Genomic DNA, 18,380 nt, shown 5'->3' with positions numbered 1-18,380 from the left:
TGTAGCCCCATCCCCCATCAAGCACCACCGACCCATGAAAGCAGTCATCCTTGCAGGCGGCCTCGGCACCCGGTTGGCCGAAGAAACCTCGGTGCGACCGAAACCGATGGTCGAGGTGGGCGGTCGCCCGGTGCTGTGGCACATCCTCAAGCTGTACTCGCACTACGGCATCAATGACTTCATCGTCTGCCTGGGCTACAAAGGCTACGTCGTGAAGGAATACTTCGCGAACTACTTCCTGCACATGTCAGACGTCACCTTCGACCTCGCCAACAACCGCATGGAGGTGTGCCACCGCCACTGCGAGCCGTGGCGCGTGACGCTGGTGGACACCGGCGAGCAGACGCAGACGGGCGGGCGGCTGCGGCGCGTCAAGGACTACCTCGACGACGATCAGCCGTTCTGCTTCACCTACGGCGACGGCCTGTCGGACGTCAACATCGGCGAGCTGGTCGCCTTCCACAAGGAACAAGGACGCGTCGCCACGGTCACCGCGGTGCAGCCCCCGGGCCGCTTCGGCGCGCTGGACATCCAGGACCAGCGCATCACCCGCTTCGAGGAAAAACCGCAGGGCGACGGCAGCTGGATCAATGGCGGCTTTTTCGTGCTGCAGCCCGAAGCGGTCGACCATGTCGATGGCGACCGCACGGTGTGGGAGCGCGAACCGCTCGAGCGCCTGGCCCGCGACGGCCAGCTGGCCGCCTACACGCACCGCGGCTTCTGGCAGCCGATGGACACGCTGCGCGACAAGCTCAAGCTCGAAGACCTGTGGCAAAACGACGCCGCCCCTTGGAAGGTGTGGGCATGAGCGGAGCACGGCGCTGCGAAGCCGCTGGCACCGCCGGGCGCAGAACGGAGGTCACCCGATGAGCACTTCCTGGCTGGGCGGATTGTTCGGCGACGTCTATGCCGGCCGCCGCGTGCTGGTCACCGGACACACCGGCTTCAAGGGCTCCTGGCTGGCCTGTTGGCTCCATTCGATGGGCGCACGCGTGTTCGGGCTGGCCTTGCCCCCCGACGCCGAGCCGGCCCATCTGCCGCTCCTGGGCCTGCAGTTCGAAGAAGCGCTGGTCGATCTGCGCAACGGGCCGGCGGTCGCCGACGCGTTGCGCCGCTTCGAGCCCGAAGTGGTGTTCCACCTGGCCGCCCAGCCGCTGGTGCGGCGCAGCTACCGCGAGCCCCACGCGACCTTCGACACCAACGTGATGGGGCTGGTGAACCTGCTCGAGGCCGTGAGGGCGATGCCCAGCGTGCGTGTCGTCGTGAACGCGACGACCGACAAGTGCTACCAGAACCTCGACACCGGGCGGGCCTACCGCGAGACCGACGCCTTGGGCGGCCACGACCCCTACAGCGCCTCGAAAGCCTGCGCCGAGATCGTCTCGGCGAGCTACCGGGCCAGCTTCCTCGCCCACGACGACGGCCGCGGCCACCCGGTGGCGCTGGCCACCGCACGCGCCGGCAACGTGATCGGCGGCGGCGACTGGTCCGAGGACAGGCTGATCCCCGACCTCGTGCGCGCCGCGATGCAAGGCCGCATCACCGACATCCGCCACCCGGGCGCCACCCGTCCCTGGCAGCATGTGTTGGAGCCGCTGTCCGGCTACCTGCTGCTCGGCCAGCGCCTGTGGGCCGACCCCGCCGCCTGTGCCGAGGCCTGGAACTTCGGGCCCGAGGCGCAGGGGCATTTGAGTGTCGGCGAGATCGTGGCCCGCTTTGCAGACGAGTGGCCCGCTGTGCGGCACCGGCTCGACACCGGGCCGCAGCCGCACGAGGCGGCCCTGCTGCACCTGGACTGCCGCAAGGCGCAACACCAGCTGGGCTGGCGCCCCGTGTGGGAGGCCGGCACGATGCTTGCGCGTACCGCCGCGTGGTACCGCGGCTGGCACGAGACCGGGCGGGTCGCGACCCGCCGCGATATTCAGCAGTACGTGGCCGACGCCCGCCGCGCCGGCCTGGAGTGGGCGAGCCGATGACGATGGACCTGAGGCCGGCGCCGCTGCCCGGCATGTGGGTGGCGCACACCTTGGCGCGCCGCGACGAGCGCGGCAGCTTCTCGCGCGTGTTCTGCGCCGAGGCCTGCGCGGCGATCCGGCCCGACCTGCGTTTCGTCCAGGTGAACCACTCCGTCACCGCGCGCCGCGGTACCGTGCGCGGCCTGCATCTGCAGCGCGCCCCGCACGCCGAGGCCAAGTTGATCCGCTGCCTGCGCGGCCGGGTCTACGACGTCGCCGTCGACCTGCGGCCCGATTCGCCCACCTATGGACGTTGGCACGCGGTGGAGATGTCCGAGCACAACGGCGTGCAGGTGTTCATTCCCGAAGGCTGCGCCCACGGCTTCCAGGCGATGGAGGACGACGCGCAGTTGCTCTATCAGCACACGGCAGCGCACGTCAGCGGCAGCGAAGCCGGTGTGCGCCATGACGACCCCGATCTCGCGATCGCCTGGCCGCTGCCGGTGACACTGGTATCGCCGCGCGATGCCGCACTGCCGTCGTTCGCCGAATGGTCGCGGCCGTTGCATGCAGGAGCTGTGTCTTGAAGTGCCGCCATTGCCAGGCCCCGCTGCGCGACGTCTTCATCGACCTCGGCGCGGCGCCGCCCTCGAATGCCTTTCTGCGCCCGGAAGACCTGGTGCGGCCGGAACTGCACTTCCCGCTCAAGGTGTACACCTGCGCGATGTGCCACCTGGTGCAGGTGGACGAGGTGCAGCGCCACGACGCCTTGTTCTCCGACGACTATGTCTATTTCTCGTCGTACTCGCGCAGCTGGCTCGCCCACGCCCGCGCCTATGTCGAGCAGGCGACGCAGCGGCTCGGCCTGGGCCCGCAGTCGCTGGTGATGGAAGTCGCGTCGAACGACGGATATTTGCTGCAATACGTGCAGGAGCGCGGCATCCCTTGCGTCGGGGTCGAGCCCACCGCCGGCACCGCCGATGTGGCGCGGGCCCGGGGCATCGAGACGATAGGCGAGTTTTTCGGTGTGAGCTTCGCGCGGCGCTTCGCCGCCGAGCGCCGACGCGCCGACCTGGTGCTGGGCAACAATGTGCTCGCCCATGTGCCCGACATCAACGATTTCGTCGCCGGGCTGCGCGAGGTGTTGGCGCCGCACGGCAGCGTCACCGTCGAATTCCCACATCTGCTGCAACTCGTGCAACAGTGTCAGTTCGACACGATCTATCACGAGCATTTTTCGTACTTGTCCTTCCACACCGTCCAGCGCATCTTTGCGGCCCACGGCCTCACTGTCTGGGACGTCGAGACGCTGTCCACGCACGGCGGCTCGCTGCGCGTGTGGGCCCAGCACAGCGGCCACGCGCGACCGGCCGAGGCCTCGGTGGCGGCGATGCTGCAGTGCGAAAGCGACGCCGGCATGATGCAGCCGGGGTTCTACCAAGGCCTGCAGGCCGAGGCCGACCGCATCAAGAACGACCTGCTCGCCTTCCTGATCGAGCAGAAACGGGCCGGGCGCCGCGTCGCCGCCTACGGCGCCGCCGCGAAGGGCAATACCTTGCTCAACTACGCCGGCGTGCGGCCGGACCTGCTGCCTTACGTGGTCGATGCGTCGCCGCACAAGCAGGGCCGCTTTCTGCCGGGCTCGCGCATCCCGGTGGTGGACGAGTCGCATTTGCGCGAGCACCGGCCCGACGTGGTGCTGATCCTGCCCTGGAATCTGCGCGCCGAAATCGTCGCCCAGCTCGACTACCTCCGCGCCTGGGGCGGTCGCGTCGCGACCGCCGTGCCGCGACTGCAGCTGACATGAACCGCATCCACTACACCAAGCCGTCGATCACCGAGCTGGAGGTCGCATACGTCACCGATGCGGCCCGCAACGGCTGGGGCGAGCGCTGCTACGAGTACATCCACCGCTTCGAAGCCGGATTCAAAGCCCACCTGGGCGTGCCGCACGCGATCGCGACCTCGAGCTGCACCGGCGCGATGCACATGGGCCTGGCGGCGCTGGGCATCGGCGCCGGCGACGAGGTGATCCTGGCCGACATCAACTGGATCGCGACGGTGGCGCCGGTGCGCCACCTCGGCGCCACGCCGGTGCTGGTCGACGTGCTGCCCGACACCTGGTGCATCGACCCGGTCCAGGCGGAGGCGGCGATCACGCCACGCACCAAGGCCATCATCGCGACCCACCTGTACGGCAACCTGTGCGACATGACGGCGCTGCTCGCGATCGGCCAGCGGCACGGTATCCCGATCATCGAAGACGCCGCCGAAGCGATCGGCTCGCGCTGGCTGACGCGCTGCGCCGGCTCGATGGGCGCGTTCGGCACCTTCTCGTTCCATGGCACCAAGACCATGACGACCGGCGAAGGCGGCATGTTCGTGACCCACGACGAAGCGCTCCACGAGCGCGTGCTGTGCCTCAGCAACCACGGCCGCTCGCCGAAGCAGCCGCGCCAGTTCTGGCCCGATGTGCTGGGCTTCAAGTACAAGATGAGCAATCTGCAGGCGGCCGTGGGGTGCGCCCAGGTCGAGCGCCTCGACGAGCTGATCGCGGCCAAGCGGGCGGTCTTCCACGCGTACGCTGAACGGCTGTCGCAGCTGCCCTTGACGATGAACCCGCAGCCCGACGGCACCGTCAACGGCTATTGGATGCCGAGCATCGTCGTCGACGCAGGCGTGGACTTCGACCGCGAGGCTTTACTGGCCGACTTCAAGGCGCACCACATCGACGGGCGCGTGTTCTTCTGGCCCTTGAGCATGCTGCCGATGTTCGAGCCGTGCCCGGCCCACACCGTGAGCTACGGACTGTATGGGCGGGCGTGCAACCTGCCCAGCTACCACGACCTGAGCGAGGCGGAGATCGAGCGTGTGTGCGCGGTGGTGGAGCGGCATGTCCGGGCCTGAACCAGAGATGATGAAGCAGGACATCCTGTTCTGGGGCGCCACCGGCCAGGCCAAGGTGCTCGACGAGGCCTTGCACGGCACGCCGCTGCGCCTGGTGGCGCTGGTCGACAACCGCCCGGTGCCGCCGCCGCTGCCGGGCGTGCCGGTGCTGCTGGGCGAGGGCGGCCTGAAGCAATGGCTGCAGGCACGCGGCCCGCGGCTGCCGCTGTGGTTCGCGGTCGCCGTGGGAGGTGGCCATGGCGCCGACCGCATCGCGCTGATGGACCTGCTGCTCAACCTTGGTTTGCGTGCCGCGACCATCGTGCACCGGACCGCCTTCGTCGCGGTCGATGCCTGGGTCGGCCAAGGCTGCCAGGTGCTGGCGCAGGCCAGCGTCTGCAGCCATGCGAAGCTGGGGCGCGGCGTGATCGTCAACACCGCGGCCTCGGTCGACCATGACTGCCAGATCGGCGACGGCGTGCACATCGGCCCCGGCGCCCGGCTGGCCGGTGAGATCACGGTGGGCGACCGCGTGTTCATCGGCACCGGCGCGGTGGTCTTGCCGCGCCTGCGCATCGGTCCCGACGCGGTGGTCGGTGCTGGCGCGGTCGTCACGCGCGACGTGCCGGCCGGCGCGACGGTGGTCGGCTCCCCGGCCCGCCCGCTGGCGAGGAAAGCGATCTCTGAAGAAAGGAAGCCAGGACATGGACGACCCCATTGAGCAGTTCCGTCAGGAGGTGCAGCGCAACATCGAGGGCCTGAAGCAGGACCGCGACATGCAGGACCTGTCGCGCATCTGGCTGCGCGACACGCTGAAGCACCGCTACTCGTACAACTTCAGCTGGATGGGCCGGCCCATCATCCAGTACCCGCAGGACATGATGGCGATGCAGGAGCTGATCTGGTCGGTGCAGCCCGACCTGATCATCGAGACCGGCATCGCCCACGGCGGCTCGCTGGTGTACTACGCGTCGCTGCTGGAGCTGATCGGCAAGGGCCGGGTGCTGGGCATCGACATCGAGATCCGCCCGCACAACCGGGCTGCGCTCGAAGCCCATCCGATGAAAAAACGCATCACGCTGATCGAGGGGTCGAGCATTGCGCCCGAGACCGTCGCGCAGGTCAAGCGCGAGGCCGAGGGCGCGCGCAGCGTGATGGTGGTGCTCGACTCCAACCACACGCACGACCATGTGTTGGCCGAGCTGGACGCGTATGCCGGCTTGGTGAGCGTGGGCAGCTATTGCGTGGTGTACGACACGGTGGTGGAGGACCTGCCGCCGGCCTTGTACCCGAACCGCCCGTGGGACGTCGGCAACAACCCGAAGACCGCCGTGTGGGAGTACCTGAAACGCGACCCGCATTTTGAGATCGACGCCGACCTGCAGGCCAAACTGCTGGTCACGGTGGCGCCGGATGGCTATTTGAAGCGGGTGCGCTGAGGGCTGGGGTCAGCCGGGGAACTTCTGCATCAGTTCCGCTTCGGCGACGACCCGCACGTTCGCCGCCTGCAAGGCGTCGGCGCTCAGGTCGGGCGTGTAGCTGCCGCGCGCCAGCACCAGCGTGTCGCGCAGTTCGCCCAAGGGGGCCCCGCGGCCCAGGAAGTGCAGCGGCCGCGTCGCATGGGCCTCGACATACTCGCGCAGCGCCGGCTCGACCTCGCCGGCAAAGGCGAGCGCCCCGACGCCACGATTGAGTTCGGGGTCGTGCAGCAGGAAGTCCATCGCGGCGCGGGCGCGCAGCGTTTCCATCGGCACCGGCAGCAGCTTCTGGGCGCCCAAGGCGCGCAGCCGTGAGGCCAGGTAGTAGGTTTCCACCGCATTGCGGCCGCCGCGGTGCCGCAGCCGCACGGCGACCGAGATGCGCTGCGCGATCAGGTCCTGGATGCGCAGCGAAAAACCGATGCGTTCGGCGTCGCCCATCGCCGTGGTGGTCGCACAGGCGCGCGACAGGATGTATTCGAGGCCGCCACGGTAGCGGTCCCAGGCGTATTCCGCTTCCTCGCCGCCGGCTTGGGTGCGTTGCGGCGTGTCGGCGAAGTAGCGCGTGATCGAGACGTAGAACGGGTCTTTCAGTAGCAGCACGCCGGCGCGTTCGAGGAACTCGGACGCATGCACGAAGGCATAGAAAGCCTGCTCATGGATGCGCGGCTTCACCTGGGCCAGCAGCTCGCGGCGACACACGTAGATCTCGGGGAACACGGCGTGGCGCAGCAAAGCGTCGAGCAGTGCCCGCTGGTCGCCGCGCTCGATGCGCAAGTCGCGGTCCTGACGGTAGAACTGCCCTTTGGGCTCGCCGGCAACGAGGTCGTAGAGCATCCACGGCGCATAGGCGATGCCGACGTCGGGGTTTTGCTCCAGGCGCGCGATGACGTCCGCGACCCGGTCACCGAGCAGCGCATCGTCGTCGGCCAGATAGATCAGGTAGGTGCCGCGTGCCTGCGACATCACGTGTTGCCAGTTGGCGGGGCCGCCACGGTTCTCGTCGTGGCGGGTGTAGCGGATCGGCAAGCGTTCGCGGAACGACTCGACCACTTCGGGCGTGGTGTCGGTCGAGGCATTGTCGGAGACGAACACCTCATACGAATAGGGGAATTCCGCCAGCTGGGTCACCAGCATGTCCAGCAGCGATTCGAGATACCGGCTGCGGTTGTAGGTGGGGACGCAGAAGCTGACGAGGGGGCGGTTCATCGGGGCGGGCCTTGGGGAGGGTGTTGACGCCGATTATCGAAAGCGTCGGCTGCGGTGAAGCGCCGATCAGCGCCGCTTTTGCCCCCGAATTGGCGCAGGTGGCCGTCTCCAGGGGGGTTGGCCCCGGCACCGGGCGGGCCGACCTGAGGCGGAAAAGCGGGGTGCTTGCCGCCGCCGTGTAGGAAGTCGCCTGACAGCGGGGATGGGGCGGGGCGACGCGGCACACAGAAGCGGCCTGATGTTTCGCTCGAGGTGCGGCCGCCAGAATTCATTCCATCGAGCAAGCCCCGGTTTGCACCCCAGTTCCAGCAGTTCAGGACAGACGACGAGGAGTTCACGATGACCACCACCACCGACCAGATCCTCAGCGAGATCCGCGAAGCCAACCTGTCCTACCTGATGCTGGCGCAGAACCTGATCCGTAGCGACCGCGAACAGGCCCTCTACCGCCTGGGCGTGTCGGAAGACACCGCCGACCTGCTGGCGGTGCTGAGCCCCGCGCAGATGATGAAGATCGCCTCGGGCAACACCTTGCTGTGTCGCTTCCGGTTCGATGACGAACTGGTCTGGGGCCTCTTGAGCAACCACGGCAAGGCGGCCGCGAACGACGCCACCTCGCGCCTGCATGCCGCCATCGTGCTGGCCGGCCGGCACCAGGAAGCGGCCTGAGTCCCGCGCCTGATTCGATCCAGTTCCTGTTGGCCCTTTTTATCCAGATACGGACCCCGCCCATGCGTAGCAAGAGCATCCTGACCGAAGCCAAGCAGATCGAACGTGCCGTCACGCTGATCCAGCTGGGTGCCCGCCTGCAGGTGCTGGAGTCCGAGACCGACATGTCCTACGAGCGCCTGCTGCGCCTGTACAAGGAGGTGTCGGGCAAGTCGCCGTCGAAGGGCCAGCTGCCGTTCTCCACCGACTGGTTCATGACCTGGCAGCCGAACATCCATGCCTCGCTGTTCCTGAACATCCACGAGTACCTGAACAAGGTGGCGGAGATCGACGAGGTCGACACCATCATCAAGGCCTACCGGCTGTACCTGGAGCAGACCCAGGCGCAGGGGCTGGAGCCGCTGCTGTCGGTGACACGGGCCTGGCGCCTGGTGAAGTTCATCGACAACGGCATGCTGACCTTGACCAAGTGCTCCAAGTGCGGCGGCCACTTCGTCACGTACCCGCACGAGATTGCCAAGCACTTCGTGTGCGGCATGTGCAACCCGCCGGCCCGCGCCGGCAAGGGCAAGGCCGCTGGCGGCCTGCAGATTGATCACTGAAACGCTGCCGTTTTTCGTTGACGACGTTGGGAAATTGTTGTTGTTGCTTGTTGTGTAGTTCCTCCTGAGAAGCCGCAGTTCTGCTGCGTTCTACGGGCTCTCCTTGTGAGAGCCCGTTTTTTTTTTGGGAGGGCGGAAGCGGACAGGGAGACCACCCGCCTGGTTCGGGAATACCTCGCGCGCAAGGGATCAGCCGGGGCCCGTCGAACTGGCCCGGCCACCTCATTTTTTCTTCTTGCTGCGGTCAGGTACCACGGTCGTGATGGAAGGCATCACGGCAGCCGATGACAAGGGCTTGGACTTCGAGTCGTCCTTTTTCGGCTTCTTGGCTTCCTTGTTGCTGCGTTGCTGGCCTTTGGGCATGGTCGTTTCTTTCTACGGTGCAGTTGAGGGACCGGGACGTGGAGGATTGTGTGTCAGCGTAACAGTTTTGCGGCCGCCCATCGTTGCACGATGGAAGGAAGCAGCGACTCCGCCCCGGGCTGGACAGCCTGCCGACACCGCGTAGAACAGCCCCCTTTTCCCCCCTCTATTCCCCCTCAAGAAATCGTCCTGCTTTTCGACAATGGCGGGACCCCGATAACCCCCAGCCATGGCCGACCAAGACCAACAGGACCGCAACCTCCCAGCCTCGGAACGAAAGATCCGCAAGGCCCGAGAGGAAGGCCAGGTTGCGCGATCGCGCATGCTGGGCCATTTCCTGATCGTCGGTGCCGGCGTCGCCGTGCTGACGGTCGCCGCTCCCTGGATGGCCCGCTGGATGCAGGCGCTGCTGGCCAGCGGCCTGAGTTTCGGCCTCCAGGACGTGTCCTCCGGCGCCCAGATGGGCGAACGCCTCGGCGAGGCGACCTTGAAATACCTCTGGGTGGTGCTGCCGGTGGGCGCCGTGATGAGTCTGGTCGCCATTGTTGGCAACCTCGCCTCCGGCGGCTGGAACTGGACCCTCAAACCCATCGCGCCCAAGTTCTCCAAGCTCAACCCGCTCAGCGGCCTGATGCGCATGGTCGGCAAGGACCAGCTGATGGAAGCGCTCAAGGCCTGCGGCCTGGCGCTGCTGATCGGCACCGTGGGCGCGTTCTACCTGCGCTCCCAGATCGACACCTTCCAGGCCGCCCTCGGCATGGCGCTGCCCGCCGCCGTCGCCAGCCTCGCCGGCATCCTGTTCAAGGGCCTGGGGCTGATGTTGCTGGTGCTGGGTGTGGTGGCCGCCATCGACATCCCCATCCAGCGTCACAAGCTGATGAAGCAGCTGAAGATGTCGCACCAGGAAGCCAAGCAGGAGTTCAAGGAGGCCGAGGGCAACCAGGAAGTCAAGGCCAAGATGAAGGCGCGCATGCGCGAGATGACCCGCCGCCGCATGATGGCCGCGGTGCCGCGCGCCGACCTGGTCGTGATGAACCCGACCCACTATGCCGTCGCCCTCAAGTACGAGGAAGGCAAGATGGCCGCCCCGCGCGTCGTCGCCAAGGGCGCCGACCTGCTCGCGATGCAGATCCGCGACCTGGCGCGCGACCACAAGGTGCCGGTGCTGCAGGCCCCCATGCTGGCGCGTGCCCTCTATGCCCATGCCGAAGTGGACGGCGAGATCCCGATGGCGCTCTACAGCGCCGTGGCCCAGGTGCTGGCCTATGTCTACCAGCTGCGCGCCGCGATGAGCGGCCGGGGCACCATGCCCGGCGCACTGCCCGAGCTCAACGTGCCGGTCGAGCTCGACCCGCACCACGGCAAGACCGTCGTTGACGACGAGACCGAGGAGTCCGACCGATGAACCCGACCTTGCGCCAACTCCAGTCCGTCCTCGGCGGGCTGCCGCTCAAGGCGCTCGCCGCGCCGCTGGTGGTGGTGCTGATCCTGGCGATGATGGTGCTGCCGCTGCCGCCCTTCGCGCTGGACATGCTGTTCACCTTCAACATCGCCGTCGCGCTGATGGTGATGATGGTCTCGGCCTACATGGTGCGCCCGCTGGACTTCGCGGCCTTCCCGGCGGTGCTGCTGCTGACCACCATGCTGCGCCTGTCGCTCAACGTCGCGTCGACCCGGGTGGTGCTGCTCGAAGGCCACACCGGCACCGGCGCGGCCGGCCGGGTGATCGAGTCCTTCGGCCACTTCCTCATCGGCGGCAACTTCGCGGTCGGCCTGATCGTGTTCGCGATCCTGGTGGTGATCAACTTCGTGGTCGTCACCAAGGGTGCCGAGCGCATCGCCGAGGTGAGCGCGCGCTTCACGCTGGACGCGATGCCCGGCAAGCAGATGGCGATCGACGCCGATCTCAACGCCGGCCTGATCGACGAGAAGGAAGCCAAGCGCCGGCGCGCCGAGGTGGGCGACGAGGCGGAGTTCTTCGGCTCCATGGACGGTGCCTCCAAGTTCGTGCGCGGCGACGCGGTGGCCGGCATCATGATCCTGGTCATCAACATCGTCGGCGGGCTGATCATCGGCATGGTGCAGCACGGCCTGTCGATCGGGCAGGCGGCCGACAGCTACATCCTGCTGGCCGTCGGCGACGCGCTGGTGGCGCAGATCCCCGGCCTGCTGATCTCGATCGCCTCGGCCATGGTGGTCTCGCGCGTCGGCAAGGAGCAGGACATCGGCAGCCAGATCATGCGGCAGCTGTTCAACACGCCGCGTGCGCTGGGCCTGACCGGCGGCATCATCGGCTTCCTGGGCGTGATCCCCGGCATGCCCCACCTGACCTTCCTCGCGATCGCGGCCGGCTTCGGCTATGGCGCCTGGTGGATGAACAAGCGCGCCGAGAAGGCCAAGGCCGAGGCCGCGCTCGCGCCGCCGCCCTCGTCGGCGGCCAACAATCCCAACGCCGAGGCGAGCTGGGACGACCTGCAGCCGGTGGACGTGCTGGGCCTGGAAGTGGGTTACCGCCTGATCCAGCTGGTCGACAAGGAGCGCCAGGGTGACCTGCTGGCGCGCATCAAGGGGGTACGGCGCAAGTTCGCCCAGGACGTCGGTTTCCTGCCGCCGGCCGTGCACATCCGCGACAACCTGGAGCTCAAGCCCAGCGTGTACCGCATCACGCTGCGCGGCGCGGTCATCGGCGAAGGTGAGTGCTTCCCCGGCATGTTCCTGGCGATCAATCCGGGCCATGCCAACACCCCGCTGATCGGCACCCAGACCACCGATCCGGCCTTCGGCCTGCCGGCCGTCTGGATTGAGGAGCGCCAGAAAGAAAGCGCGCAAATGGCCGGATTTACGGTTGTTGATTCCTCGACCGTGGTGGCCACCCATCTTTCACACTTGATGCAAGTTCACGCGGCCAAGTTGTTGGGCCGCAGCGAGACGCAGCAACTGGTGGAACACGTGACGAAGCTGGCCCCTCAACTGATGGAAGACGTCGTGCCCAAGATGGTCGGCATCGCCGTCTTCCAGCGCGTGCTGCAGCTGCTGCTCGAAGAATCGGTCCACATCCGCGACATGCGCACCATCGTCGAATCGCTGGCCGAGCACGGCGCGACCCTCACCGACCCGGCCGAGCTGGCCAAGCGCATCCGCATCAGCCTGGCGCCGGCCATCGTCCAGCAGATCTATGGCCCGGCCAAGGAACTCGACGTCATCGCGATGGAGCCCGAGCTGGAGCGCCTGGTGACCCAGGCCCTGCTGTCGCCGCACGGCGCGGCGCTGGACCCCGGCGTCGCCGAGACCCTGACCCGCTCGGCGGCCCAGGCCTCCAAGAAGCAGGAAGACCTGGGCGTGCCCGCCTGCCTGCTGGTGCCCGACCTGATCCGCGCCCCGATGGCGCGCCTGCTCAAGCGCGCCGCGCCCCGCCTCAGCGTGCTCGGCCACAGCGAAATCCCTGAAACCCACACGATCCGGATCGGTTCGATCATCGGAGCCAACGCATGAACGTCAAGCGTTTTGTCGCCCGCACCTCGCGGGACGCGCTGGTGCAGGTCCGCCAGGCCTTCGGCGAGGACGCCGTGATCCTGTCGACCCGTCCCTGCAGCGAAGGGGTCGAAGTGCTCGCGATGGCACCCGACAGCGTGGCCGCGATCGAGAAGTTCGACGCCCGCAGCGCCGCGGCTCCGGCCCGTCCCGCCCCGGCCGCCCCGGCGCCGCGTGCAGCCGGCCCGCGTGCCGCCGCGCCGGCCGCCCCGGCCGCGGTCGACGGCGACGTCGAGAAGCTGGCGATGAGCACGCTGTCTTTCCAGGACTATGTGCGCGAGCGCATGCTCAAGCGCCGCCAGGCGGCCCTGCAAGGTCAGGCCGCCGAGGCCTCGGCGGCCGCCGCGCTGGCGCAGCCGCGTGCTGCCGCCCCGGCCGCGGCACTGCCGCTGGAGCAGCGCCTGGCCGAGCGCGCCGCGTTGCGCAAGGCCGAGCGCCTGGCCGCCGAGGCGGAGCCGGTCCAGCCGCGCCACCAGCCCCAAGCCGAGACCCGCTACGACACCGCGCCGCTGCCGGCGCCCTCGCTGCACGACGAGCCGATGTGGGCCGCTGCGGCCCCGAGCGTTCCCGCGATGCCGGCGATGGCCCCGGCGATCGACCACGAGCAGCGCAGCATGCTCAACGAGCTGCGCCAGATGAAGGGCCTGATCGAGGAGCGCTTTGGCGCCCTGGCCTTCATGGAGAAGCTGCAGCGCAACCCGCACCAGGCCAAGCTGACGCAGAAGCTGCTGGATTGCGGCTTTTCGCCGGCGCTGATCCGCAAGCTGGCGGCCGGCACCCCGGCCGAGGTCGGCGACCTGGACGCCTGGGTCGCGAGCGTGCTGCAACGCAACCTGCTGACCGGCGAAGCCGAGGCGGCCCTGGAAGATCAGGGCGGCGTCTACGCGATGGTCGGCTCCACCGGCGTCGGCAAAACCACCACGACGGCCAAGCTGGCCGCCGCCTTCGCGGCCAAGTATGGCGCCTCCAACCTCGGCCTGATCACGCTGGATGCCTACCGCGTGGCCGCCCACGAGCAGCTGCGCGCCTATGGCCGCATCATCGGCGTGGCGGTACACACCGCCCACGACCGCCCGGCGCTGGAAGACCTGCTGGACCTGCTGTCGGCCAAGAAGATGGTCCTGATCGATACCGCCGGCATCGCCCAGCGTGACAGCCGCACCCAGGAGCTGCTGGAGATGGTGGGCCACCGCAGCATCCAGCGCCTGCTGGTCGTCAACTCCGCCGCCCAGGGCGAAACCATCGAGGACGTGCTGCTGGCCTACCGCGCCCAACAGTGCAAGGGTGTGGTGCTGTCCAAGCTCGACGAAGCCGTCAAGCTGGGCCCGGCGCTGGACGCGATGATCCGCCACAAGCTCAAGGTGCTGGGCGTCGCCAACGGCCAGCGGGTGCCGGAAGACTGGCACCGCATGTCCGCCAGCGCCCTGGTGCACCGCGCGCTGCGCGGTGGCGGCAGCTCCGCCTATCGCCTCGACAGCGACGACGTCAACCTCGTCTTCACTGCGCCGCCGCAGCGCGGCGCTGCCCATGCCGGGGGTGCCCATGCTTGAGCGCGGCTTCGACCAGGCCCACGGCCTGCGCCGGCTGTTCGCCCACCACACCGTGCACCTGCTGCCGGTGGCCGCCAACCCCCATAACGCCAGCAGCCTGGTGCTGCTGGAGGGGCTGTGCCAGGGACTCGCGGCGCAAGGGCTGCACACGCTGGTGGTGGATGCCGTGCCCGGCCCGCAGACGCGCGGTGTCGACGTCGCCACCGCGATCGCGCGTGACCTCGACCTGGGCCAGTGGATCGACGACTTCGACGCCCGCACCTCGGTGCTGGCGGCCGGTGACTCGCTGAGCTGCTTCGCCGAAACCGAGGGCGGCGCCGCGCTGCTGTTCGAGGCGCTGCGCGAGGCCGCACCGACGGCCGACGTCATCATCATCCATGCCGGGGCGAGCGTGCTGAGCGCGCTGTTCGGCGGCAAGCGGGTGCGCCCCTTGATCTTCACCGGCGACGACGCGCAGAGCCTGACCCATGCCTATGCCTCGATGAAGATCCTGGCGCAGTTCGGCGGCTTGCACCAGCACGCGGTGGTGATGGACGCGGGCGCCCAGGCCATCGGCGTGCCGCCGGCGGCGCTGCGCCTGGTGCGCTGCGTCAGCGACTTCCTGGGCGGCGAAGCCCACCTGGTGGCGGTGACCAGCACCGCCAACGACAACGAACATGTGCTGGCGCAGTCGCTGCACCAGCTCTCGATGAACCTGCTGCACTACGCCCTGCCGTTCTCGCTGCAGGACGGCGAGGCGGCGGGCTGGGGAGGCGCGTCTGCCGCCGTCCCAGGGTCTGCCACTGTTTCTGCGATCCACGCGTTCAACTGATACCCGGAGCGCTCTCTCATGTACACCGCCAAAGGCCGCCTCGACAACAACGCCATGCTGAAGCAGTACAGCCCGTTGGTGCGCCGCCTCGCTCACCAGATGATCGCCAAGCTGCCGGCCAATGTGGAGATCGACGACCTGATCCAGGTCGGCATGATCGGCCTGAACGACGCCTTGAGCCGCTTCGACGCCGGCCAGGGCGTGCAGTTCGAGACCTTCGCCACCCAGCGCATCCGGGGCGCCATGCTGGACGAGCTGCGCGGGGCGGACTGGATGAGCCGCGGCACCCGCAAGCAGCAGCGCACCATCGAGGCGGCCGTGCACCGCCTGGAGCAGAAGCTCGGCCGCGCGCCGCAGGAAAGCGAGATCGCCCAGGAGCTGGGCGTCACCCTGAGCGATTACCAGGACATGCTGAACAAGGTGCGCGGCACCCAGCTGGTCTATCTCGAGGACATGAGCAGCGAGAGCAGCGACGACGACTACCTCGACCGCCATGTCAGCGACAAGGACGCCGACCCGCTGCGCCAGCTCAACGACTACCGCCTGCGCGGCGCGCTGGTCGAGGCCATCAAGACGCTGCCCGAGCGCGAGCAGTTCGTGATGAGCATGTATTACGAGCAGGACATGAACCTCAAGGAAATCGCCGCCGTGCTCGGCGTGACTGAGTCGCGTGTCTGCCAGCTGCACAGCCAGTCCATCGCCCGTCTGCGCGTGAAGCTGCGCGAGTGGTGAGCGCGGCCGGGGCCCGGACAGCGAGGCCCCCGCCAGCCTGAAAGACCCCGACGGGCGGCCCAGCGTGGCCGCCCGTTTCACATGAGGCGGCCAGGACCGGCCCGCTTCGCCGGCGTCCCCGGGATGGCTTGAGCCACTCGTCCGATCGGGGCCGCCGTCGAGCGATGAAACCGGCGTGTCTCGTGAACCGCCTCACACCGTTGCGGTCCCCGATAGCAATCGGTGTACCGTCAGGCAGTGGTCTTGTTGGCGCTACCCCCGAACGGGGGGAGGAGCGTTGCATCGGGGCCGAAGTTGTTAGAAATGACCTCCCCTCCCGAGAAGCGATCGCCGATCATTCGTTGTGTGCGCTCGCTTATGTGCGAGACAATCTGCAACAAGGTGTAGTGTTGCTGTGAAGGCGTTCAGACGCGCCTGCTGCTCCACCGGATCCACAGGGAGGCATCGATGAAGGCATCTTTCATTCCGGCGCAAAACGGCCTCGTCCTGGCCCGCGCATTGACGCTGGCTGCGGCCACGGCGCTGTCGGCCGCGTCGAGCTGGTCGGCGGAAACCCACCACTACAAGGTCATCGACCTCGGCGAGCTGTCCGGGGCCGGGCTCAACAACGCAGGCCAGGTGGTGGGTGTGCGTGATGTCGCCGGTGAGGGCCGCCGTGGATTCGTCTGGGACGCCACGCGTGGCTTCCAGGAGATCAGCACCGGGGCCGGCCGCGATACGGTCGCCTCGGCGATCTCGGGCAAGGGTCTGGTGGTGGGCTATTCCTACGGCACGGTGGCCGGCTCTGACAGCCGCGAAACCCCCTTCGTCTGGAGCCAGAGCGGCGGCATGCGGCAGATCGACCTGCCGGCCTCGGCCCTCTACGGCAAGGCGGTGGGCGTCAACAACAACGGCACGGTGCTGCTGCAGCTCGGGTTCTCCGACGTTAAAGGCATTGCCAACAGCACCTACACCTGGACCGAGCAGGGCGGGCTGAAGCCGGTGCTGCAAGGCACGCCGGGCAGCCAGGGTTACACCCCGATCGCGATCAACGATGGCGGCTCCATTGCCGGCTACAACAGCGACTCGGTGCCCCCGGGCGCCTTCGTGCACCAGGCCGACGGCACCAAGGTCGAACTCGGCACGCCGGGCGGCCGCTGGTCGGGCCCGGCCGGCATCAACAGCCAGGGCTGGGTGGTCGGCACCGGCGCCATCGCCGAGCAGCGCGAGGTTTGCACTCCGGTGGGCTGCGAAATGGAGGACATCGCCCACGCCTTCATCTGGAACAAGGAGCGCGGCCTGATCGACCTCGATGCCGGGAACGCCGCCGCGACCAGTTATGGCGAGGGCATCAACAACCTGGGCCAGGTGGTCGGCCTGACGGTGGGCAAGGGCGCCTTCCTGTGGGAGAACGGCGAGAAGACCTTCATCAACGGCCTCCTGCTGGACGACCGCTTTGAACTGCAGACCGCCCGGGCGATCAACGACCAGGGCCTGATCCTGGCCTTCTCGACCGATGGCCACACCCTGCTGCTGTCGCCCGCCCCCGAACCCGAAACCGTCGCGCTGTTCCTGGCCGGCATCGCGGTGCTGGGCTGGCAGGCACGGCGCCGGCGCCCCGCCGAAGCGGGTTGATCAGCGCCAAGCTCCTTCGCTCCAAGACAGAACGGCCGCTCGAAGCGGCCGTTTTCATGTCCGGTTGAAGAGGGCAGGGGCAGGGGCGGGAGGCGGCGGCAGCGTCGGGCGCGGGCTCGGCCGCTTGCGGAAGTGCCGATTCAGGCGCTGATGGCGCGGCCGCGCGGGCCGCTGCCGTAGGTCGAGCTGCCGGGCTGGCCGCCGTAGACGACCTCTTGCGGGCGCGGCATCAGGACGTCCATCGCGCGGTCGAGCGCGGCGGTCGCACGGGCCAGGCTTTCGCGCTGGGCCGCCACCTGGCCGGTGGCACTGACCAGGCGCTGGCGCAGCGCCGGCGGGATGGCGCCGTTACGTGCCGCAAGCCGGAAGGTGTCGACGGCATGCGTCAGGGCCCGGTGCAATTCCGAGGCGCTCTGCTCCACCGCGGCGCTGTCGCGCGCCAGCAGGGCGAGCCCGAGCGCGTGGAGGCGTGCCTCCACGGCCTGGACGACAGGTTCCAGCTCACGATCAGTCGCTTGGGGGGCCAACATGACGCAGGTCGAGGGTCAGGGAGTCGGGGCGGGGCCGGCTGTCGGGCAGCCGGGGGTTCAGTGCGAGGTGCGGTCGAGCACTTCGCGAGCGTTGGCGATCAGCTTGTCGGCAATGGCTTCCGGATTGACCCGGAAGGTGCCGTTGGCAATCGCGGCCTTCATCGCCGCGACCTTTTCGGCGTCGAACTCGGCGCTGCTGGACATCAGGCTGGTGGCGGTGCTGGACAGCTTCACCGTGGCGCTTTCACTGGCCTCTGCGGGCTGGGCCGCCGAGGCCTTGACGGCCGCGGCTGCGGTGGCAGCAGCGTCCACGCCTGTTGCGCGCGGGCCCGTGCCGGTTGACAGCGCGACCGAGGGCGTTTCAGTGTGGTTGCCGATTTTCATGACCTTCTCCTTGACCGGGGGGGACGATCTCGCGTCCTCCATGGACGGTATTTCGTCAACGACGCG

Annotated in this window: 19 protein-coding genes; 15 read left to right on the top strand and 4 right to left on the bottom strand. The window is 68.3% G+C overall.

Features of this window, described 5'->3' with window-relative positions:
* Window positions 1–34: 34 nt before the first annotated feature.
* Genes rfbF through OOT46_RS22135 form a run of 7 tightly spaced genes read left to right on the top strand, consistent with a single transcriptional unit; the run spans window position 35 to window position 6,280 of the window.
* Complete coding sequence (rfbF, locus tag OOT46_RS22165) at window positions 35–808, top strand: glucose-1-phosphate cytidylyltransferase (RefSeq protein WP_265405803.1); 774 nt, start codon at window positions 35–37, stop codon at window positions 806–808.
* A 58-nt stretch (window positions 809–866) separates the two neighbouring features.
* Window positions 867–1,976, top strand: coding sequence for a CDP-glucose 4,6-dehydratase (gene rfbG / locus OOT46_RS22160; RefSeq protein ID WP_265405802.1), 1,110 nt, complete (start codon window positions 867–869; stop codon window positions 1,974–1,976).
* A complete protein-coding gene (gene rfbC / locus OOT46_RS22155) occupies window positions 1,973–2,542 on the top strand; it encodes a dTDP-4-dehydrorhamnose 3,5-epimerase (protein ID WP_322114279.1) in 570 nt (189 codons plus the stop codon). The genes rfbG and rfbC overlap by 4 nt, the downstream gene beginning before the upstream one ends.
* Complete coding sequence (locus OOT46_RS22150) at window positions 2,539–3,762, top strand: class I SAM-dependent methyltransferase (protein WP_265405801.1); 1,224 nt, start codon at window positions 2,539–2,541, stop codon at window positions 3,760–3,762. Before rfbC ends, OOT46_RS22150 begins: the two co-directional genes overlap by 4 nt.
* The gene (locus OOT46_RS22145; RefSeq protein WP_265405800.1) at window positions 3,759–4,862 is read left to right on the top strand and encodes a DegT/DnrJ/EryC1/StrS family aminotransferase; all 1,104 of its coding nucleotides are present in this window, start codon (window positions 3,759–3,761) and stop codon (window positions 4,860–4,862) included. The genes OOT46_RS22150 and OOT46_RS22145 overlap by 4 nt, the downstream gene beginning before the upstream one ends.
* A gap of 10 nt (window positions 4,863–4,872) precedes the next feature.
* Window positions 4,873–5,562 (top strand): acetyltransferase, encoded by a 690-nt coding sequence (locus tag OOT46_RS22140; RefSeq protein WP_265405799.1) that lies wholly within the window; start codon window positions 4,873–4,875, stop codon window positions 5,560–5,562.
* Entirely contained in the window at window positions 5,546–6,280 is a 735-nt protein-coding gene (locus tag OOT46_RS22135) for a cephalosporin hydroxylase family protein (RefSeq protein ID WP_265405798.1), read from the top strand. Before OOT46_RS22140 ends, OOT46_RS22135 begins: the two co-directional genes overlap by 17 nt.
* A gap of 9 nt (window positions 6,281–6,289) precedes the next feature.
* On the opposite strand, the gene OOT46_RS22130 is transcribed toward OOT46_RS22135, so the two are convergent.
* Complete coding sequence (locus OOT46_RS22130) at window positions 6,290–7,528, bottom strand: glycosyltransferase family 2 protein (RefSeq protein ID WP_265405797.1); 1,239 nt, start codon at window positions 7,526–7,528, stop codon at window positions 6,290–6,292.
* A gap of 339 nt (window positions 7,529–7,867) precedes the next feature.
* On the opposite strand from OOT46_RS22130, the gene flhD reads away from it, so the two are divergent.
* Window positions 7,868–8,197, top strand: coding sequence for a flagellar transcriptional regulator FlhD (flhD, locus tag OOT46_RS22125; protein WP_265405796.1), 330 nt, complete (start codon window positions 7,868–7,870; stop codon window positions 8,195–8,197).
* A gap of 62 nt (window positions 8,198–8,259) precedes the next feature.
* Window positions 8,260–8,799 (top strand): flagellar transcriptional regulator FlhC, encoded by a 540-nt coding sequence (gene flhC, locus OOT46_RS22120; RefSeq protein WP_265405795.1) that lies wholly within the window; start codon window positions 8,260–8,262, stop codon window positions 8,797–8,799.
* A gap of 222 nt (window positions 8,800–9,021) precedes the next feature.
* Here flhC and OOT46_RS22115 read toward each other — a convergent pair whose 3' ends face one another.
* Complete coding sequence (locus tag OOT46_RS22115; protein ID WP_265405794.1) at window positions 9,022–9,162, bottom strand: hypothetical protein; 141 nt, start codon at window positions 9,160–9,162, stop codon at window positions 9,022–9,024.
* Window positions 9,163–9,391: 229 nt separating this feature from the next.
* On the opposite strand from OOT46_RS22115, the gene flhB reads away from it, so the two are divergent.
* The 6 genes from flhB (at window position 9,392) to OOT46_RS22085 (ending at window position 17,400) form a co-directional block, all read left to right on the top strand.
* Window positions 9,392–10,567, top strand: coding sequence for a flagellar biosynthesis protein FlhB (gene flhB, locus OOT46_RS22110; RefSeq protein ID WP_265405793.1), 1,176 nt, complete (start codon window positions 9,392–9,394; stop codon window positions 10,565–10,567).
* Window positions 10,564–12,654 carry a flagellar biosynthesis protein FlhA gene (gene flhA / locus OOT46_RS22105; RefSeq protein WP_265405792.1) on the top strand — a complete coding sequence of 697 codons (2,091 nt, stop codon included), beginning with the start codon at window positions 10,564–10,566 and terminating at the stop codon, window positions 12,652–12,654. Before flhB ends, flhA begins: the two co-directional genes overlap by 4 nt.
* Window positions 12,651–14,243, top strand: coding sequence for a flagellar biosynthesis protein FlhF (flhF, locus tag OOT46_RS22100; RefSeq protein ID WP_265405791.1), 1,593 nt, complete (start codon window positions 12,651–12,653; stop codon window positions 14,241–14,243). The genes flhA and flhF overlap by 4 nt, the downstream gene beginning before the upstream one ends.
* Window positions 14,236–15,054: a MinD/ParA family ATP-binding protein gene (locus tag OOT46_RS22095; RefSeq protein WP_265405790.1), complete on the top strand. Its 819-nt coding sequence runs from the start codon at window positions 14,236–14,238 to the stop codon at window positions 15,052–15,054. The genes flhF and OOT46_RS22095 overlap by 8 nt, the downstream gene beginning before the upstream one ends.
* Before the next feature lie 18 nt (window positions 15,055–15,072).
* Window positions 15,073–15,786 (top strand): RNA polymerase sigma factor FliA, encoded by a 714-nt coding sequence (locus tag OOT46_RS22090; RefSeq protein WP_265405789.1) that lies wholly within the window; start codon window positions 15,073–15,075, stop codon window positions 15,784–15,786.
* Between the two features lie 447 nt (window positions 15,787–16,233).
* Window positions 16,234–17,400: a PEP-CTERM sorting domain-containing protein gene (locus OOT46_RS22085; protein ID WP_265405788.1), complete on the top strand. Its 1,167-nt coding sequence runs from the start codon at window positions 16,234–16,236 to the stop codon at window positions 17,398–17,400.
* A 140-nt stretch (window positions 17,401–17,540) separates the two neighbouring features.
* On the opposite strand, the gene OOT46_RS22080 is transcribed toward OOT46_RS22085, so the two are convergent.
* Both OOT46_RS22080 and flgM read right to left on the bottom strand, forming a co-directional pair.
* A complete protein-coding gene (locus tag OOT46_RS22080) occupies window positions 17,541–17,930 on the bottom strand; it encodes a hypothetical protein (protein ID WP_265405787.1) in 390 nt (129 codons plus the stop codon).
* 57 nt (window positions 17,931–17,987) lie between these two features.
* Complete coding sequence (gene flgM / locus OOT46_RS22075; RefSeq protein WP_265405786.1) at window positions 17,988–18,314, bottom strand: flagellar biosynthesis anti-sigma factor FlgM; 327 nt, start codon at window positions 18,312–18,314, stop codon at window positions 17,988–17,990.
* Window positions 18,315–18,380 lie beyond the last annotated feature (66 nt).

Source organism: Aquabacterium sp. A7-Y (assembly GCF_026153205.1).
Taxonomy (GTDB): domain Bacteria; phylum Pseudomonadota; class Gammaproteobacteria; order Burkholderiales; family Burkholderiaceae_C; genus Caldimonas.
The sequence above is the reverse complement of the archived record's forward strand: the minus strand, read 5'-3'. Positions and strand labels throughout refer to the sequence as shown.

Bases quoted from the DNA above. Each gene is read 5' to 3' on its own strand.
- rfbF (WP_265405803.1), top strand. From the start codon at position 35: ATGAAAGCAGTCATCCTTGCAGGCGGCCTCGGCACCCGGTTGGCCGAA.
- rfbG (WP_265405802.1), top strand. From the start codon at position 867: ATGAGCACTTCCTGGCTGGGCGGATTGTTCGGCGACGTCTATGCCGGC.
- rfbC (WP_322114279.1), top strand. From the start codon at position 1,973: ATGACGATGGACCTGAGGCCGGCGCCGCTGCCCGGCATGTGGGTGGCG.
- OOT46_RS22145 (WP_265405800.1), top strand. From the start codon at position 3,759: ATGAACCGCATCCACTACACCAAGCCGTCGATCACCGAGCTGGAGGTC.
- OOT46_RS22140 (WP_265405799.1), top strand. From the start codon at position 4,873: ATGAAGCAGGACATCCTGTTCTGGGGCGCCACCGGCCAGGCCAAGGTG.
- OOT46_RS22135 (WP_265405798.1), top strand. From the start codon at position 5,546: ATGGACGACCCCATTGAGCAGTTCCGTCAGGAGGTGCAGCGCAACATC.
- OOT46_RS22130 (WP_265405797.1), bottom strand. From the start codon at position 7,528: ATGAACCGCCCCCTCGTCAGCTTCTGCGTCCCCACCTACAACCGCAGC.
- flhD (WP_265405796.1), top strand. From the start codon at position 7,868: ATGACCACCACCACCGACCAGATCCTCAGCGAGATCCGCGAAGCCAAC.
- flhC (WP_265405795.1), top strand. From the start codon at position 8,260: ATGCGTAGCAAGAGCATCCTGACCGAAGCCAAGCAGATCGAACGTGCC.
- OOT46_RS22115 (WP_265405794.1), bottom strand. From the start codon at position 9,162: ATGCCCAAAGGCCAGCAACGCAGCAACAAGGAAGCCAAGAAGCCGAAA.
- flhB (WP_265405793.1), top strand. From the start codon at position 9,392: ATGGCCGACCAAGACCAACAGGACCGCAACCTCCCAGCCTCGGAACGA.
- flhA (WP_265405792.1), top strand. From the start codon at position 10,564: ATGAACCCGACCTTGCGCCAACTCCAGTCCGTCCTCGGCGGGCTGCCG.
- flhF (WP_265405791.1), top strand. From the start codon at position 12,651: ATGAACGTCAAGCGTTTTGTCGCCCGCACCTCGCGGGACGCGCTGGTG.
- OOT46_RS22095 (WP_265405790.1), top strand. From the start codon at position 14,236: ATGCTTGAGCGCGGCTTCGACCAGGCCCACGGCCTGCGCCGGCTGTTC.
- OOT46_RS22090 (WP_265405789.1), top strand. From the start codon at position 15,073: ATGTACACCGCCAAAGGCCGCCTCGACAACAACGCCATGCTGAAGCAG.
- OOT46_RS22085 (WP_265405788.1), top strand. From the start codon at position 16,234: ATGAAGGCATCTTTCATTCCGGCGCAAAACGGCCTCGTCCTGGCCCGC.
- OOT46_RS22080 (WP_265405787.1), bottom strand. From the start codon at position 17,930: ATGTTGGCCCCCCAAGCGACTGATCGTGAGCTGGAACCTGTCGTCCAG.
- flgM (WP_265405786.1), bottom strand. From the start codon at position 18,314: ATGAAAATCGGCAACCACACTGAAACGCCCTCGGTCGCGCTGTCAACC.